The sequence below is a fragment of the Myroides sp. LJL119 genome (assembly GCF_054871605.1).
The window spans coordinates 123,060-140,235 of the sequence record NZ_JBTXLO010000003.1 but is presented as its reverse complement, the minus strand read 5'-3'; the positions used below and the strand labels follow the sequence as shown (position 1 = coordinate 140,235).

The 17,176-nt window shown below is 32.8% G+C and carries 15 protein-coding genes and 1 riboswitch; of the genes, 9 read left to right on the top strand and 6 right to left on the bottom strand.

What is annotated here, in order from left to right:
* Window positions 1–78 precede the first annotated feature (78 nt).
* On the top strand, window positions 79–1,491 hold the full coding sequence (locus ACYSNV_RS05620; RefSeq protein ID WP_461761582.1) for a serine hydrolase: 1,413 nt from the start codon (window positions 79–81) through the stop codon (window positions 1,489–1,491).
* 54 nt (window positions 1,492–1,545) lie between these two features.
* Here ACYSNV_RS05620 and ACYSNV_RS05615 read toward each other — a convergent pair whose 3' ends face one another.
* Complete coding sequence (locus ACYSNV_RS05615; protein WP_461761581.1) at window positions 1,546–1,644, bottom strand: 30S ribosomal protein THX; 99 nt, start codon at window positions 1,642–1,644, stop codon at window positions 1,546–1,548.
* Window positions 1,645–1,821: 177 nt separating this feature from the next.
* On the opposite strand from ACYSNV_RS05615, the gene bcp reads away from it, so the two are divergent.
* The gene (gene bcp / locus ACYSNV_RS05610) at window positions 1,822–2,283 is read left to right on the top strand and encodes a thioredoxin-dependent thiol peroxidase (RefSeq protein ID WP_461761580.1); all 462 of its coding nucleotides are present in this window, start codon (window positions 1,822–1,824) and stop codon (window positions 2,281–2,283) included.
* A gap of 179 nt (window positions 2,284–2,462) precedes the next feature.
* Here the strand turns inward: bcp and ACYSNV_RS05605 are convergent, their stop codons facing one another.
* On the bottom strand, window positions 2,463–3,713 hold the full coding sequence (locus ACYSNV_RS05605) for a cation:proton antiporter (RefSeq protein ID WP_461761579.1): 1,251 nt from the start codon (window positions 3,711–3,713) through the stop codon (window positions 2,463–2,465).
* Between the two features lie 211 nt (window positions 3,714–3,924).
* Here ACYSNV_RS05605 and ACYSNV_RS05600 point away from each other — a divergent pair, with 211 nt between their 5' ends.
* The 4 genes from ACYSNV_RS05600 (at window position 3,925) to ACYSNV_RS05585 (ending at window position 8,615) form a co-directional block, all read left to right on the top strand.
* Window positions 3,925–4,911, top strand: coding sequence for a DUF2157 domain-containing protein (locus ACYSNV_RS05600; protein WP_461761578.1), 987 nt, complete (start codon window positions 3,925–3,927; stop codon window positions 4,909–4,911).
* Window positions 4,901–6,013, top strand: a complete 1,113-nt coding sequence (locus ACYSNV_RS05595) for a DUF4401 domain-containing protein (protein ID WP_461761577.1) — start codon at window positions 4,901–4,903, stop codon at window positions 6,011–6,013. The genes ACYSNV_RS05600 and ACYSNV_RS05595 overlap by 11 nt, the downstream gene beginning before the upstream one ends.
* Complete coding sequence (locus tag ACYSNV_RS05590; protein WP_461761576.1) at window positions 5,973–6,500, top strand: GDYXXLXY domain-containing protein; 528 nt, start codon at window positions 5,973–5,975, stop codon at window positions 6,498–6,500. Before ACYSNV_RS05595 ends, ACYSNV_RS05590 begins: the two co-directional genes overlap by 41 nt.
* A 333-nt stretch (window positions 6,501–6,833) precedes the next feature.
* Complete coding sequence (locus ACYSNV_RS05585; protein ID WP_461761575.1) at window positions 6,834–8,615, top strand: ABC transporter ATP-binding protein; 1,782 nt, start codon at window positions 6,834–6,836, stop codon at window positions 8,613–8,615.
* A 188-nt stretch (window positions 8,616–8,803) separates the two neighbouring features.
* Here the strand turns inward: ACYSNV_RS05585 and ACYSNV_RS05580 are convergent, their stop codons facing one another.
* Window positions 8,804–9,298, bottom strand: coding sequence for a hypothetical protein (locus tag ACYSNV_RS05580; RefSeq protein WP_461761736.1), 495 nt, complete (start codon window positions 9,296–9,298; stop codon window positions 8,804–8,806).
* 142 nt (window positions 9,299–9,440) lie between these two features.
* Window positions 9,441–9,541, top strand: a riboswitch (SAM-I-IV-variant riboswitch).
* Window positions 9,542–9,606: 65 nt separating this feature from the next.
* Here ACYSNV_RS05580 and ACYSNV_RS05575 point away from each other — a divergent pair.
* Both ACYSNV_RS05575 and fabG read left to right on the top strand, forming a co-directional pair.
* A complete protein-coding gene (locus tag ACYSNV_RS05575; protein ID WP_461761574.1) occupies window positions 9,607–10,899 on the top strand; it encodes a Na+/H+ antiporter NhaC family protein in 1,293 nt (430 codons plus the stop codon).
* Between the two features lie 70 nt (window positions 10,900–10,969).
* Window positions 10,970–11,716, top strand: a complete 747-nt coding sequence (gene fabG / locus ACYSNV_RS05570; protein WP_461761573.1) for a 3-oxoacyl-[acyl-carrier-protein] reductase — start codon at window positions 10,970–10,972, stop codon at window positions 11,714–11,716.
* Window positions 11,717–12,548: 832 nt separating this feature from the next.
* Here the strand turns inward: fabG and ACYSNV_RS05565 are convergent.
* Both ACYSNV_RS05565 and ACYSNV_RS05560 read right to left on the bottom strand, forming a co-directional pair.
* Window positions 12,549–13,424: a DUF6048 family protein gene (locus ACYSNV_RS05565; protein ID WP_461761572.1), complete on the bottom strand. Its 876-nt coding sequence runs from the start codon at window positions 13,422–13,424 to the stop codon at window positions 12,549–12,551.
* Entirely contained in the window at window positions 13,378–13,893 is a 516-nt protein-coding gene (locus ACYSNV_RS05560; protein WP_461761571.1) for a DUF6452 family protein, read from the bottom strand. The genes ACYSNV_RS05565 and ACYSNV_RS05560 overlap by 47 nt, the downstream gene beginning before the upstream one ends.
* Before the next feature lie 368 nt (window positions 13,894–14,261).
* On the opposite strand from ACYSNV_RS05560, the gene ACYSNV_RS05555 reads away from it, so the two are divergent.
* On the top strand, window positions 14,262–15,395 hold the full coding sequence (locus ACYSNV_RS05555) for an aspartyl protease family protein (RefSeq protein WP_461761570.1): 1,134 nt from the start codon (window positions 14,262–14,264) through the stop codon (window positions 15,393–15,395).
* Between the two features lie 56 nt (window positions 15,396–15,451).
* Here ACYSNV_RS05555 and rlmD read toward each other — a convergent pair whose 3' ends face one another.
* Complete coding sequence (rlmD, locus tag ACYSNV_RS05550) at window positions 15,452–16,864, bottom strand: 23S rRNA (uracil(1939)-C(5))-methyltransferase RlmD (RefSeq protein ID WP_461761569.1); 1,413 nt, start codon at window positions 16,862–16,864, stop codon at window positions 15,452–15,454.
* Window positions 16,865–17,176 lie beyond the last annotated feature (312 nt).

Sequence of the window (17,176 nt, the reverse complement as noted above, 5' to 3'; positions counted from 1 at the left end):
AAAAATAATAATCAATTTGTTAAAAAAGCAAGGTAATTCGTTATAAACTAATACATTTAAAAAACTAAGTATTAATACATGATGAAACAAATTATTTTAGCCCTTTTTATAGGAATTATTTTCCATAATAAGGCTCTGTCTCAAGATCTATCTAAGGTAATTGATCCCATGCAAGAGTTCTTTAATTATTACCAGCAAAAGGATTTTACGGGATTTCATAGCCTGTATTCACCTGCTTTGAAAAGTAAAGTAGATATGCAAAAAAGCGCTGACCTAGCTTTTTCGTTGTCTCAAGGCTTTGGTGATATCACTAACTTTGAACTTTATAACCAGCCAAAGGATAATTACTACATCTATAAGGTATACTTCTCAAGTGGGGATATCTTTTTGTTCCAAATAGAATTAACCCCAGAGGCAGAGGTAGATTATTTCCAAATTTTTAATTTACCTAAAACCCAAAATCAAATAGAGTTTTTAGACGCAGATTACGCGCAAACTATTTTGCAGAATGTAGATTCACTAGTTCCAGGAACTAATATTTCAGTTGCTTTAATAAACGATCAACACGTCGATTTTTTAGATATTAATCAAACCAAGAAAAAATTGGTAATTACCCAGGATAAAAGCAAAATATATTCTATTTTAAATCTAACCGACGTCTTTACTAACACTATGTTATCTAAAGCTATTTGGGATAAAGAAATTGGATTGGGAGCCGTGGCTAATGATTTTTATGATTTTAAGTTTAATAAAAATTTAGAATTAAACTTAGTTGCATTAAGTAATCAAACTACTTCTTTGCCTATATTGCCCGATGTGTCGGTTTCCCTTGAAAACATGCAAACAAAACACGGAACAGTATTTTTAAAGCAGGATTTAGAAAATTACTTGGAAAACTATATTCAAAAAGATTCTACAAATGCTTCGGCATATTCCTATATAAACGGAGCTATAATAGCAGATGTTCTACAAAAACATTATGATAAATCGTATAAAGAGCTTTTACAAAAGGTAATTTTAGAACCTTTTGAAATGAAAAATACTTTTATAGAATTGCCAAAAAGAAAAAGAAATGTAGTGGCTAATACCGATCAAAGGCCATATGTTTATTTAAATCAATCCGATGCATTTATCCCTAGTATAGGGGCTTATTCAACCACCGAGGATTTAGCTAAATTTATACAAGGGCAATTTTCTAAGGATTCCTATATTGGCTTTAGCCAAAGGCCAACCACTATTATTTCTAATTCCATTTTAGCAAGTATAGCATGGAAATTAGAACACACCTTTTATAATAAAGACAGGGTGTTTTTCAATACAGGATTATCTGCATCGTTTGTCAATATTGTGGTCTTTGATCCAAAGGCAAAAAAAGGTTTAGTGCTCCTGTCTAATATAAACCAAGAAGCCCAACAAGAGCAACTCTTTGATTTAGCTAATCTTTTAATGATTAAGCTTCTTTATGGGAAAGATACTGCCTTGGGAATTTGAAAAAAAAATGGCTCCAGAGTTATCATCTTTAGATAATTTTGGAGCCATTTTTATTTAATTCTTAGAAGCTTTATCTTTATTTTTTGGTCTTTTTACACCATAGCTTTTATTTACGATTTTTCCTCTTCTGGTTTTAAGATCACCTTTACCCATAATTTTTTTGTTTTAAGATTAAAAATTGTTTTTAAAAAAAAGATAACCATACATATTAGTAGTGTTATCTAAGAGAATCCCTAATATACAAAAAAAAATTAAATTACCTGCTTACTTGTTGCCCAAATTATGTACTGTGAGGGAATTAACTTATATTTACTATTTAAAACAAAAAACATGGTTAGTTTACAAATAGGAGACAAAGCACCCGATTTTATTGCTTTAGATCAAAACGCAAAGCAACATCGTTTATCGGATTACAAAGGAAAAAAATTAATTTTATTTTTCTATCCCAAGGCAAGTACACCAGGGTGTACCGCAGAGGCGTGTAATTTAAAAGATAATTACAGTTTACTTTTAGAAAAAGGGTACGCTATATTAGGTGTAAGTGCAGATTCACCAGAGAGACAACAAAGGTTTATTGAAAAAAACAATTTACCTTATGATTTATTAGCCGATCAAGACCACCAAGTTTTGAATGCTTATGGGGTTTGGGGACCTAAGAAATTTATGGGAAGAACATACGATGGTATTCACCGTACTACTTTTGTTATTGATCAAAATGGTATAATTAGCGATATTATCTCAAAGGTAAAGACTAAAGATCACGCTAGTCAAATATTAAATTCTCAGCAGTAGATTTAATTTATTAAAAAAAAAGAGCCTTTTCTTACCCGGTAAGAAAAGGCTCTTTTTTAATTACTAATTTTTCCACAAGAATCTTTATTAATCAGGTCCTTGTTGGATGTTATCTTACATTGATTTCTATCAATAGAGACTTTTTATTGGTACGTTTTAGACTTAAAAGGTAACAAATATTACTCTTTTTGGTCTTTAAAACACCACTGGGCTAATTTACCTACACTTAAACCTTGAACAACAATACTAAAGAGTACCACAATGTAGGTTATCTCTAAGAGGATATCTTTATAAATAGAATTAGGTAAAGATAACACCAATGCAATGGATACACCTCCTCTTATTCCACCCCAAATCATTACAGGCAAGGAGCCTTTTGAAAAAGTGTTTTTTCGAAGAATACTAACCGCAGGAATAACAATAGACAAACCACGAGCAAATAACACAAGAAAAACACAGATGATTCCCAAATGAATCTGACTTATAATATTAGGGATAATTAATAATTCGAAACCTATAAATAAAAAAAGAATGGCATTCATAATATCATCTACCAACTCCCAAAATTTTGTCAAGTAATCCTCCGTAGTATCATCCATTGCAACTCTTTTTCCATAATTTCCGATAATCAAACCAGCAATAACCATAGCTAAAGGACTACTGATATGAAATTGGTTGGCCACCAAAAAACCTCCCATTACAATGGATAAGGTTATTAAGGCTGATGTTTTATAGTCATTAACTTGCTTAATGGCACGAGAACCGGTAAAACCAAGTATAAGCCCTAAGATAATACCGCCACCGGCCTCTAATAAAAATAACTTAGACACACTAAAAAAATCGACATTGAAATCAGGATTTGTTGCAATTTGAAGTACCACGGCAAACATCACAACCGCAACACCATCGTTAAATAAGGATTCACCGGTTATTTTTGTCTCTACGCGTTTGGGAACTTTAGCCTGTTTAAGTATCCCCATAACCACAATGGGATCAGTGGGGGAGATAAGGGTACCGAAAAGCAAGCAATATATATAAGGTATCTCAATACCTACCATAGGAGCAATATAAAACAACAACCCCGAGATAATAAAAGCCGAGATGACAACCGATATAGTGGCATATGTTGCAATGGTGTAGGCTAAAGATTTTAAATCCCTTACTCGTACATGCATGGCTCCTGCAAAAAGTAAAAAATTAAGCATAGCTCCCATTAGTATTTCATTGAAATCCAAGCTATTAAATAAGGTGAAGAAATCCCGGGTTGTTTCCGGAAAGTAATTATCTCCCAAAACCCGTATGGCCACTGATATTAACAGAGCAATTAGCATAATACCAATAGTACCGGGTAGTTTTAGGAATCTCAAATTCACATAGGAGAACACTGCAGCTAAAACAATCAGAATTGAAAAAGAATAATATAATTCCATAAATAAGCTTAATAATTTTAATTAAGGTACAAAAAATACGTAAAATATTGTATATAAAAGTAAGATTGGTACTAAAAAATGTAGTTTTTTAGTACCAATATATCTAGAATTGTAAAGCAACTTTGAATATCACTGTTTTTAGGGATTTTTAGCCTACAGAGATAATCTCTAACGGAAAAGCAGTATCTTCACTTTAATTTTAAAAAAAAATATGCTAAAAGGACTCTGGCCCAAGGACATCTTAACACTTGCACAAAATAGTGATTTAGATAAGAAAAAGGTATTAGAACTAATTCAAGAAAATAGTTTGAGTACCTCTGGTGATTGGAAAAAATTCATGTATTATTTTTTGGCCTTATGTGGCTTTGGCCTGATGGCTTGTGGAGTGATTTTCTTTTTTGCTTATAATTGGCAAGAACTACCTGGTTTTGTTAAGTTTTTTGTAATTATATCTGTGTTATGTATCTCTATCGGATGTAGCCTTTATAAAAAAAGCTCTGTTTTGGTTAAAGACTTATCTGTTTTATTGGCCAGTATTTTAGTAGGAGTACTCTTTGGGGTTTATGGACAGGTATATCAAACCGGAGCTAATGCTTACGATCTGTTTATAATTTGGTTACTGGCCATAAGCCCATGGACTTTGGTGAGTAGATTTAGTTTCCAGTGGTTGTTTTACACTATATTGGCCAATACCTGCATGGTTTTATGGATTCAGCAAATAAGTGATAAGCCCGATAGTTTGTGGTTTATTGTAACAAGTTTACTTATAGTAAATGCCTTATTGTATCTAATTGTATATTTTCATAGTAAGGTATTGAATTACCCAATTAAAGACTATTATAGTAACCTATTTAGTTTTTTATTATCCTATTTAGCACTTGTGGGTATTGGGAATTTTATTTTCACTCCTGATATATGGATTGTTTTACAAAAACAAATTTTACCTAACTCTTTTTTGTTAGTTTTAAGTTGTGTTTGGTTAATTATCCAGTATAAGATTGCTTTTAAGACCAAAAGCACCACTAAATATGCTTTATTTATTTTAAGTATTCTTGTGGTTGTTCTCTTGGTATTGTTAAGAGTGTTTGATTTATCCATTATTTCAAGTCTACTTTTTAGTGTATACTGTATTTTAGCAGTGTTATTGCTAATAAAAAAAACAACTCAACAAAAAAAAATTTGGCAAAATGAATCTTAAATCCACCACCAATTCCCTTGTGGAAAAACTACAAAATCAAGGTGTTGTAATCAATAAGGACGCCTACGAAAAGCAATTGGAAAATCAAGGAATAAAAAGTAGTTTAATAAACATTGTTACCATTGTTGCTGGGTTATTAGCATGTGGATTTTTCCTACTTTTTATAAGCCTTGCCCTAAGGGATTTACTTGATTACTTACTAACTTTTTTAATTCTAGGAGGTGGTTTTTTAACCGTTGCCTATTTTATGAATAAAAGAAACGATCAGGCTATATCCCAGTCCATGGGAGTGAGTTTGTTTATAACAGGTTTTTTATTAATAACCATAGGAATAGCCCTTCATGTGAAGTATTCACAAATCCATACTATTTTGGCTTTTGTTATAATAGGACTTTGTTTGATTAGTATTGTTTTTTATCGCCAGCCTATTATCTTATTTTTAACCATATGCGGCCTTTACGTGGGCCTTTATATGCTTGTTTTTAATAATCTAGGGATAAAATCAACTCTGGCATTGGAATTTTTAATGGTATTAGGGGTTGTAATACTGAGTTATCCGCGAACTATGGCGCGAATTTTTGTCAGTAAGCTTAGTTTTTTATATTACCCTTTTTACAAAGCAAGTCTTTATGGCTCTTTAGCCATTGCTATATGGTTTCGAAGCGATTGGTTTTTAAATAGTCAAAATCCAAGTGATTTAATATTCTTAGATATTGTTGTTTATGGGCTTATAGCCTTGAATTTTTGGAGTATTTTAATACTCTTTAAATCCAAACATATAACAAGTAAATTCATTTTAATAGCACTTTTATTAACCACAAGTTTGTTTATTTTTTTGGTAGGTAGAGTTTATACTGGATTTGCTATATCTTATCTATATATCTTATGGAGTTTTAATCAAAAAGATAAAGTTGACCTAGTTTTAAGCGGGGTCTTTTTAATAATCACCTTGGTATTATATTATTATAATCTACAGGTTAATCTATTACAAAAAAGTATTAGCCTGTTTATTAGTGGTGTGATTTTTATGGGATTATTTATTTTATTTCAAAAGACAAATTATGAAAACAAACAAAACAAGGTCACTAGTAATACTAATTAGCTTACTAGGTATATTAGTGTTTTTTACCCTTGCTGTGGTTGAAAAACAGAAAATTGTTACAAATGGAAAAATCGTATTTTTAGAATTAGTTCCCGTGGATCCCCGATCTTTAATTCAGGGCGATTACATGGATTTGAAATATAAAATAGCTAGTGATTATTCTAGAGCTTGGTATCAAAACTCGGATTCTGTAAATACTATCCCATCGAAAAATGGATATTTACAAATAAAAGTAGATTCTCTAGGGGTGGCAACATTACTTGGTTTGTATCCTAGAGATAAAAGTGATTTACCCCCAGATAACTACCTCTTAAAGTATTATAACTTTAATCAAGGCCTATTTAATATCGGGGCGGAGAGTTTCTTTTTTCAAGAAACAAAAGCTGAACTATATGAAAAAGCAAAATATGGAGCTCTTGCAATAGATAACAAAGGCAATAGCGTATTAATAGGTCTGTATGACCAGGATTTAAACAAAATTCCCTGATGAAAATTATATAAAATCTTTTCGAAGTAGATTTTTAAAAAAAATTAACTCTCTAGGCGCAAAATTTCTCGGACGTTCTTAAAATTACAAAACTTACCGTTTTGTTCTTACAGATAACCAGATAAAACATAAAAAAAACGTTTAACTTATTTTTATAAAAAACACAAATAAATAAAATAGTATCAAAAAATACTATTTTTTAGATTAACAGGTATAAATGTAGTTAAAAATATAACATAAATTAATAAAATACCAAGTAAAATACTTGAAGTAATTATTTACTGTTAATCTAGGTCAATTTGTATTTTCCAATTATAAATTATCTTTGTCTTTATGAATTTAAAGACTATTTTAAATCAAATAAGACCATATGTCTATCCGTATAGAAAATTGGTTTTAGCCACATTGATTCTAACCGGAGTAGGTTCTTTAGTGGTACAGGTAAATGCTTTTGTCATTGGATATATGATCGATGGATTAAGTCTGGTGATTGATCAAAGTAAAACAAGTAACTGGGGTTTTAAAATGCTATTAATATGTAGTGTTTTACTTATCTTAAAAGAAGTAGCAAATGCTTTTATAGGTTTTGGTCAGCGATTTTATGCGGAAAAACTGCGCATATTTATCTCTAGAGATATTTCACAAACTGTAGTGGATCGTATCTTAACCTACAAAATGGCTTTTTTTAGTCAAGACTCCAGTGATACAGGTAAGTTACAAACCAGAATTGACCAAGGGATTAGTAGTATAACTAGATTGGTACAGAACTTCTTTATAGAGATTCTTCCTCTTTTTTTAAATGCAGCGGTAGCCCTTTTTATCTTATTTCGATTTAATTGGGTAATTGGTCTTGTTTCCACAGCAACTGTGCCTTTGTATTTTTATATTAGTCAGTTTCAGGCCAATAAATTGCAAGGATTTCGAAGAAAGATGCGAAGTTACAGGGAGAATAAAAACAATAGTATCATTACCTTGATAAATTCTATTGTTGTTATAAAAAGCTTTGTAAGAGAAAAATTAGAATCCAACAGACATAAGCAGATTCAACTGCAAATGACCCAAAATCAGTTAGAGATTCGCAAAACTAGTTTTGTCTTTGACGCGGCCAAAGGTTTCGTGGAACAATTCGGCTTGGTTGCCATTGTTTTGGTGAGCTGCTACTTTGTGTTACAAGGTAAAATGGGTATAGGCTCTATTATGTTTGTTGTGCTACTTTTTAACAACGTTACTGCCCCAATTAGGCAATTACATCGTATTTATGATGATGTAAACGATGCGATGATTTACAGTGAAGGTTTTTTCGAGATTATTCAAGCCCACGATCAAGTGGAGAATTCAGGAGATTATAAACCCCAACATATTTATGGACACCTGCAAATTAAAGAGGTTAGTTTTAGTTATCCCAATCATACCCAAGCACTGAAAAATATCTCTATGGATATTAAACCAAATCAAACCACTGCCTTAGTTGGATTAAGTGGTGCGGGTAAGAGTACGGTAATTAATCTGTTGGATAAATTCTATGCGCCACAAAAAGGGCAGATATTTCTAGACGGGGTGGATCTTGCAGATTATAACACAACGTATTTGCGAAAACATATTGGAATTGTGCTTCAAAAAAATCATATTTTTCAAGGATCAATTTTAGAAAATATTGCCTACGGAGACCCTTTGGCAAACAAACAGCGCATTGTTCAAGCTGCCAAAGATGCTTATATACACGATCAAATTATGGACCTCCCCCTTGGGTATGATTCGGATGCTAGAGATTTATCAGGTGGACAAATGCAACGTATCGCTATTGCTAGATTGTTTTTAAAAGATCCTGCTATTATCTTTTTAGATGAACCAACAGCCAGTCTAGATGCCATAGCAACGCAAGAGATAAAAAAGAGTTTAGACGCAATAAAGAAAAATCGTACCGTAATTATTATTTCACATAGTATCTCGCAGATTTTAGATGCACAACAAATCATAGTTATGCAAAAGGGAAAAGTGGTAGAGACTGGACGACATGAGGATTTATACCACAATCAAGGGGTGTATTATGATATTTTTAGTGCAATGGCTACTAGTTTAAATTTACAGAAAATCACCCAAACCATCAATCATTAAGCATTTTTTTCTTTTTTAAACCAAACAAACTAACCTTTCAAATAAATTTAAAAACAAACAAACAAATAGGTGATTATTTATCTGATATGGACCAGGTAAGACTAGTTATAAATAAAAAAACCCTTGCTGATTTTTTAGCAAGGGTTTTGTTTATAAGGTGTTAACAAATTTTGTTTAAAAGGATTTGTTTAGAACTTATAGCGTAAGGCTAAACCAAGATCTAAATGAAGTCCATCGCGGTAACTGTCATTTAAATAAAGTTCTGGACGAACATCCACAGCAATTTGAAGCGGAATATCAAAAGTGTACTCTAATCCAACACTACCGGTAAGTAATACAAAAGTACCGTTATCCGAGTATCTGTGTCCTTTTACAGATTCGCTATAATTCCAAGTTCCAATAGCAGCTCCAGGACCTGCGTACCATTTAAATCCATGGTCTAAGTTCCACATCCACTGATAAATACCTGTTAGCTTAAAAGCATCGGTATCTCTTTTGTTCTTCCATCCTAAACCTAATTCTAAACGGTTGTTAGCCTGTAGTTTTCGTTGGTAAGAAATCTCTGTTCCTAGTCCGCTGTTTCCCCCAAAACGCAGTCCAATTGCGTTTTTGTCAGAAGATTGTGCAAAAGCAGTAAATACGGCCCCTAAGGACAATATTGCAGCGAAAAAGTTTTTTCTAATCATAGTATAAAAGCATTAATTTTAGACAAAGCTAAGTCTTTAAATAATAGGTAAAAAGTTAAAGTTTTAGCTCTAAAAGGTAAAACATTCAAAAACAATGCCATTGGTTTTGTCTTTGTGGAAAACAATAAATATATTTGCCCTCTATTATCCAGAATTTCTCTTTTATCAGAGAATAGCAACCTGCATCAACAAGCAAGGTGCTTAAAATGATAAGCCAGCGATGGAAACAATGTTGCATTCCTAAATTAGAAGTTTTCTCATTGTTTTCAAAAGCTGTTAATTAATACATATATTTTTAAAAACAAATGAGTCAAAGTAAGTTTTATTCTTTCATCCCATTTTTTATTTTCGTAGCAATTTTTCTAGGAGCTGGTATCTTTTTAAAAGATTTCTATAAATTTCCAGCGCCCATTGCCATGAGTTTGGCCATTATTTCGGCATTTGTAATCTATCGTAAAACTCCAATCGATCAAAAAATCATTGCCCTTGTACAAGGGTGTGGAGATAGTAGAATTATAACAATGTGTTTGATCTACCTTCTAGCCGGGGCCTTTGCCGGGGTGACCTCAGCAATTGGTGGAGTAGATGCAATGGTTGATTTAGGATTAAGTGTGATTCCGGCAAAATTCTTAGCTCTAGGGGTATTTGTGATTGCTTGTTTTTTATCCCTATCCATAGGTACCTCTGTGGGTAGCATTGTAGCACTTGGCCCCATAGTGGTGGCATTGGCTGAAAAAACCAATATGCCCATGGGACTTTTATGTGGTGCTTTACTAGGGGGGAGTATGTTTGGAGATAATTTATCGATTATTTCCGATACTACTATTACCGCAACACAAACCATTGGATGTAATATGCGCGATAAGTTCCGAGCCAACTTAAAGTATGCGATGCCTGCCGCATTTTTAACTATTTTGGTCTTATTATTTCAATCACAGGCTAGCCCAGAGATGGATCTGGTTTTGACACAAAATTCTAATTATTGGGTGATTATACCCTATGTGGTTATTATTGTTTTAGCTTTATTAGGAGTTCAAGTATTTGTGGCTTTGGTAGTTGGTATTATTCTAGCTGGATTAATCGGACTTTTACAAGTGAACTTTGATGTAATTGAATTGACCAATATTATTTATAGTGGTTTTACCTCCATGACAGACATATTTTTACTTTCCATGTTAACCGGGGCCTTAGCTGCACTAGTGGAGCAACAAGGGGGGATTAAGTGGCTTTTGAAAAAGATGCATGAAATAATTAAAACCCCTAGAAATGCTGAATATGGTATCGCTGTGTTGGTTAGTTCCATTAATCTTTGTATGGCCAATAACACAGTGGCAATTTTAATGGCGGGAAATCTTTCCAAAGACATTACACAGACCTATAAGTTAAATAAACCAAATGTAGCCTCTATTTTAGATATTTTTGCCTGTGTTGTGCAAGGAATCTTACCATATGGCGCACAAGTATTGATTTTATTGAGTTTTACAAATGGCAAATTAGGTTACTTAGATTTACTTGTAAACAGTTTTTATATCGGAATTTTATTGGTTGTAACCGTTGTATTTATGTTATTTATACGAAAATATCCACAAACCAACTAAATTTAAAGTCAAACAAAATACAAATTGACTATATTTGCGATTGGTTCAAAAATTAAAATTGAATTTACAGATGAAATTATTAGAAGGTAAAATAGCTATTATCACCGGAGCAACTAGAGGAATCGGTAGAGGAGTAGCATTGGCATTTGCAAAGCAAGGTGCAGATGTAGCATTTACTTATAGCTCTTCTGCTGCGGCAGCTCTAGAGTTAGAACAAGAATTAATTGCTTTAGGTGTAAAGGCTAAAGGGTATCAATCCAATGCAGCAGATTTTGACGCAGCCCAAGAGTTAACAGAGCAAATTTTAAAGGAATTTGGAAATATTGATATCTTGGTTAACAATGCGGGAATCACCAAAGATAATTTGTTAATGCGCATGAGTGAGGCAGATTTCGATAGTGTGATACAGGTTAACTTAAAGTCTGTATTTAACATGACAAAGGCAGTTCAACGTACTATGCTTAAAAACCGTAAAGGTTCGATTATTAATATGAGTAGTGTTGTTGGGGTTAAAGGAAATGCAGGACAAGCAAATTATGCGGCATCAAAAGCAGGTGTAATAGGTTTCTCTAAGAGTATTGCCTTGGAATTGGGCTCAAGAAATATTCGTTGTAATGTGGTAGCTCCTGGATTTATTGAAACAGAAATGACCGGAAAACTTGGACAAGATGTAGTTAAAGCTTGGACAGACGCGATTCCATTAAAACGTGGTGGTACACCTGAGGATATCGCTAATACTTGTGTGTTTTTAGCAAGTGATATGTCCTTGTATATCACAGGTCAGGTAATTAACGTAGACGGTGGTATGTTGACTTAAAATTAGATACTTATCTATCCATATAAAAAAGATAATTCTAGACTCAGACCAAAAAATTGGAAAAAAGTTAAAAAGTCTTTTAAATAAAATGAGCTCGGTATTCTACCGGGCTCATTTTGTTTAAATTAATTTCTACTGGTTGGTTATTAAGTTATTTTATAGGTGTTTTTAGCTATTTTCTGGTAGTTATACCACTCTTTTTATTTCCAACAAAAGCCTCTTGTTTTAATTAAAGGTGCGTTAGCTAATCTACCAATGTTTATCCAAAAAAGTTAACCCCTTGGTATGGTAATAATAACCCCTATAAGTGAGCCTGGGAGAATGTCGTAATTACTCTAGTTTATCCCTAGGGCCTTCTTGGCTTTGTAATTATTGGGGATTTTTGTTTTTGGCTTGTTGTAAACCATAACATTCAATTTTTTAGATGATCTAATTTTAAAGGTACTTATTTATGGCCGATTTTTATTATTTAAAAATGTGTCATTGAATCTTTTATCAAAATTTTGTCATTGCAAATTCTTTGTAAGGCCTATTTTTTTCTAGGTCTTGTCAAGTTTAATGAAAAATGTTAGATTTAATTCTCATACTTAATTCTACTCTAGCAAAAGTTTATCTAGGTGATAACTCCCTTTTTAGAATATAGTTACCAAGATAGTATAAAGATATAATAGTATGTTTTTTCTGCATAAAAAAGCCCCAAAAAGGGTCTTACTTTTTGGGGCTTGTCTAAAGATAGTCTTTTTTTATGCAAAAGATTAACAGCTATGTGATTGGCTTTTTACCCTTTCGCTTTTATATCTATCACATGTTTTATTTTGTGAAATAATTGCTTTTATTGCTTTATTTGTTTTTTGTTATTTTCAATGTACTGTATCTCTTGAGCCTGTATCTCATTACCTTGTAAATCGTATTTTGGTTCCACAAAAGGAACCTCGACTGGCTTTTTAATTTTAGATTTATACAATGGTATAAAATAAGTTAGGGTATAATTAAAACCAACACCTATAGAACCACTGTGTTTTTTGTTAAACCCTGGTATATATAAGTTTTCAAAGTCTTGTGGTTGTTTTTGGGTTAATAAGCCGTTTAAACGAAGGCTAAAGCCCATAAAAACATTGTTAAATAAGCGCGTTTGAATTCCAGTAACAAATTCTACCCAATGAGCGGATAAACCCGAATACTTTTTATTGGCATCAATACGCTGACTAGGAAAATAAGGATCGGTTGTATATATTTTATACCAGTCTAATGTTTGGGAGAAATTACTAAATCCATAACGAAACCCGATATAGATTTGATCCTCGGCATTTAACCAGTTTTCATATAAATTAAAATTGGCTCCTAGTTTTATAAAACTACCCGAGGCGCTATAACCAAAAGTATTATTATTTCTTGTGCTTTTCTCATTTCCAATCTCCGCGGCTAGGTACCAGTTTTTAGTTAATCTATAATCACCAACTAATTCAAAGCCATTGTAGCTCTTATCATACATCGAACGGGTTAAGCGATAAAGATCAATACCAACATTTAATCCATAACGTTGTGGGTAAACCGTTATGAATTGCTTTTTAGAATCCGACTCAGGAAGTATTTCCTTCTGGGTTTGAATTTCAACTTGTTGACCAACAGCGCTTATGCTCGTTGCAAGGAATAAACCAAGGCTAATAAAAGATTTTAAGATGTGCTTCGTTTTGATCTGTAATTTCATTTTTTTGAGTCTGATATTGTTTAATCCAATTTCCGGTGCTTTGTTTTTTACCATTTAATAAAGGGGAACTGCCATCTTGATTTAAAGAAAAAGTAGAAACATAACCACATGCTTTGTTTAAATACTTGGTGTGGACCTGGTAGGCAAAGCTTAAAGTGTCTTTAAAAACACTTACCTGGTCTTGGTCTTGCTTGCTAATCTCTAAAACCCATGAAGTGGTAGAGGCATCTAAACGCAAGGGAAGAATGATTTTATTGGAGTTGCTCTGTATAATATGATCGGGCTCACCCACCACATAGGCGCGAACCAATCCGTTATTAGGGACCTCTTGATCTAAATAATCAAAGAATTCAACCACCAAACTCGGGGTTGTTGGTTCCTCTTGTGAACAGATATCATCTTTCTCACAACTACTTACTACAAAGCAAGAAATACCAAGAATAAGAGCTGCAAATAATGTTTTTTTCATAGAAGCGATTTATTGAGCTATATGTATTAAGGCTCAAAAATACTAAAACTAATTCATAAGTTTTTAAAAAACTTGCCCTTTACAATACCAAAGTGGTCCTTAGAGTAGACTATCTAGAGGTTTTATAAAAATATTAACATAGCCAACAAAACAAATAGTCTTAAAAACCCTCATATCCCGATGTTATTAAATCCTACAAATATAGATAGTGTAAATCAGTCCATTAATCTGATGGGTAAATCCCTTGAATAAAGGTGAAATAGGTAGTGTTTTTTTTAAATTGTTAAAAAACAACAAGCTATATCTTAAAAAAAGAATTAATGGAGAAAAAATGCATTAAATTAGGACTATAAACAATAATAAAAAAAATGGCAAGATTTCGATATGTTCTCTATTTATTTATATTAATTCCCTTGACCACTTGGGCTCAAACCATTGAGATTCCATACCAGGATAAAGCTGGGTGGATGATTGTAAACCTTCATGTAAATGGGAAGCCAATGAATTTTATTTTTGATACAGGATGGGACGGACTAGCGGTGCGAAAAAGTTTATTAGATACCTATAAGGATAGTAGTCAAATACAGGCCGTTGATGCCAATAATGTAATTCAGGAAATACAAACTTTAAAAGTGGATAGTTTAAAGGTAGGTAATTATACATTTTATAACCTATACTTTACCGATCTAGAGAGTTTTCCTATGTTACAGGATCCTATTTTTGATTGTTATCAAATTGACGGTATACTAGGGAATTTGGTATACCGAGATCGAGTCCTAGAGATTGATCCGGTGAATAAGAAAATAATACTAAAAGATCCGGAGCCACATTTGGCCAAAGAGCTACAACAAGATGGCTTTGTTATGATTAAAAATGCCAATAAAAGTAATCAAAACCGTATTTATATCCCCATGGAAATAGCTGGTGTTAAAAAAGATTTTTTACTGGATACTGGGGACACAGGATATATTTCCTTGGGAGTAGATAGGCAAGTGGTTGATTATTTAGCCACCATAGACTTTAATAAATATGTTGGTATAGGTAGCGTGGGAGCCTTTGGGGTGGATGATCGGCTTAGTCAAACTTTTATTTCCGATAATCAAACGATAAAGATGCAAAATATAGTTTTGGAAAATCAAGAGGTAAACTTCACGCCCAAGGCTCATGTGAGTCAATTAGGAGTAGAGTTTATCAAGCAGTTTCACTTGGTTTACATACCTCGAAAAGCCCAGCTATTTTTAAAACCCATAAAAGATTTTAAACAACCGGTCTCTACTTTAGAAAAGATGAATTTCGGGATTGCTTTTTTACAAGGATATTATACAATTGCTGCAATATCAGAAAATCAAAAAGATCTACAATTAGGGGATGTAGTATTAGAAATTGATGGCATTGCAATGAAAGATTTGTGTGATTACCGAATTTATTTTCGAAATCTACAAACTCCACCAGTTTTAACTATCTATAGAAATGGTCAAGAAATGCAAATAACCCCCAAATAAATAAGTAAAAAAAATCCTTTGTAAATTATTACAAAGGATTTTTTTATGGCTTAAAGTTATTTTAATTCTAATAAAACTACATTCTCCACATGATGTGTTTGTGGGAACATATCCACCGGACGAACTCGAATTACTTTATATTTTTGATCTAATAAAGCAAGGTCTCTAGCCTGGGTAGCTGAGTTACAACTAACGTAAACCACACGGTTGGGTGCGATTTTTAAAATCATTTCCACCACATCTTTATGCATACCATCTCGTGGTGGGTCTGTGATAATAACATCTGGATGTCCATGTGTTTGAATAAACTCATCGTTGAAAACATTTTTCATGTCCCCGACAAAGAATTCACAATTGGTTATGTTATTTCTTTTTGCATTTAATTTGGCATCCTCAATAGCTTCAGGAACGGCCTCAACTCCAATAACCTTCCCCGCTTTTTTACTAACAAATTGGGCAATGGTTCCTGTTCCAGTATATAAATCATATACTAGTTCGTTACCTGTTAAATCAGCATAATCTCTTGTGATTTTATATAACTCATAGGCCTGATCGGAATTGGTTTGATAAAATGATTTAGCATTTACACTAAATTGTAAACCTTCCATTTGCTCTAAGATATAATCTCTACCATGGTATAAAATAACCTCTTGGTCATATATGGTATCATTAGCCTTACCATTAATTACGTATTGTAAGGAAGTTATCTGTGGAAACTCCTGTTTAATGTAATCTAAAAGTAGTTCTCTTTTTGGGGCATCGTCTTCAAAGAATTGAATCATAACCATAATCTCCCCAGTGGAGGCCGTACGAATCATTAAAGTTCGAAGTAGGCCATGTTGCTCTCTTGGATTAAAGAAAGATAAGTTATTTTTATTTGCAAAGTCTCTAATTGCGTTTCTAATTGCATTAGAAGGATCTTGTTGCAAATAACACTTGTTGATATCCAAGATTTTATCCCACATGCGAGGAATATGAAATCCTAAAGCATTTTCCTGTCCGATTGGTTGGCCACTTTGAATTTCTTCAGGAGTTAACCAACGTGCATTAGAGAAGGAGAACTCCATTTTATTGCGGTAAAAAAATGTTTTTTCCGATCCTAAAATAGGTTCAAACTCCGGAAGTTCAATTTTCCCTAAACGTTTTAAGTTGTTGTAAACCTCTTGGTTTTTATAAAATAATTGCTGACTGTAATCCATGTTTTGCCACTTACACCCCCCACAAGCTCCAAAGTGCTCACATACGGGTTGTATTCTATGTGGAGAAAGTTTGTGGATTTTAATGGGCTTACCTTCATAAAACGCCTTACGCTTTTTAACAGTTTGCACATCAACCACATCTCCCGGAACTACATTGGTAATAAAAATTACCTTGCCATCTGGAGCTTTAGCTACCGAAACGCCTTTTGCACCTGCATCAAGGACTTCTACGTTTTGAAATACGATTCTTTCTGTTTTCTTTCTACTCATAGGGCAAAAGTAATCTTATTTTTGATATTATTGTAGAGGGATAAAATAAAAATAAACAATCAAAATAACTTGTATTTTATTGATTGTTAGTGCGTTGTTGTTTTTCGCAATATAATTTATATTAAATCTAATTTAAATAAACCAAAGACTTTTATACCCCCTAACCAATCACGGTAAGTAAGCTATAGTTTCTTGCCATATTAGGGCATGTAAATTCTTTTAAAATTCATTAAATATCTTACTTGAAAATGTGTTCAGAGCTAAGATAACCCATATAAAAGGTGCTGTTTTTGACAAAAAGCAGTATCTTAG

Coding starts and splice junctions, on each gene's coding strand:
- ACYSNV_RS05620 (WP_461761582.1), top strand. CDS start 79: ATGATGAAACAAATTATTTTAGCCCTTTTTATAGGAATTATTTTCCAT.
- ACYSNV_RS05615 (WP_461761581.1), bottom strand. CDS start 1,644: ATGGGTAAAGGTGATCTTAAAACCAGAAGAGGAAAAATCGTAAATAAA.
- bcp (WP_461761580.1), top strand. CDS start 1,822: ATGGTTAGTTTACAAATAGGAGACAAAGCACCCGATTTTATTGCTTTA.
- ACYSNV_RS05605 (WP_461761579.1), bottom strand. CDS start 3,713: ATGGAATTATATTATTCTTTTTCAATTCTGATTGTTTTAGCTGCAGTG.
- ACYSNV_RS05600 (WP_461761578.1), top strand. CDS start 3,925: ATGCTAAAAGGACTCTGGCCCAAGGACATCTTAACACTTGCACAAAAT.
- ACYSNV_RS05595 (WP_461761577.1), top strand. CDS start 4,901: ATGAATCTTAAATCCACCACCAATTCCCTTGTGGAAAAACTACAAAAT.
- ACYSNV_RS05590 (WP_461761576.1), top strand. CDS start 5,973: ATGAAAACAAACAAAACAAGGTCACTAGTAATACTAATTAGCTTACTA.
- ACYSNV_RS05585 (WP_461761575.1), top strand. CDS start 6,834: ATGAATTTAAAGACTATTTTAAATCAAATAAGACCATATGTCTATCCG.
- ACYSNV_RS05575 (WP_461761574.1), top strand. CDS start 9,607: ATGAGTCAAAGTAAGTTTTATTCTTTCATCCCATTTTTTATTTTCGTA.
- fabG (WP_461761573.1), top strand. CDS start 10,970: ATGAAATTATTAGAAGGTAAAATAGCTATTATCACCGGAGCAACTAGA.
- ACYSNV_RS05565 (WP_461761572.1), bottom strand. CDS start 13,424: ATGAAATTACAGATCAAAACGAAGCACATCTTAAAATCTTTTATTAGC.
- ACYSNV_RS05560 (WP_461761571.1), bottom strand. CDS start 13,893: ATGAAAAAAACATTATTTGCAGCTCTTATTCTTGGTATTTCTTGCTTT.
- ACYSNV_RS05555 (WP_461761570.1), top strand. CDS start 14,262: ATGGCAAGATTTCGATATGTTCTCTATTTATTTATATTAATTCCCTTG.
- rlmD (WP_461761569.1), bottom strand. CDS start 16,864: ATGAGTAGAAAGAAAACAGAAAGAATCGTATTTCAAAACGTAGAAGTC.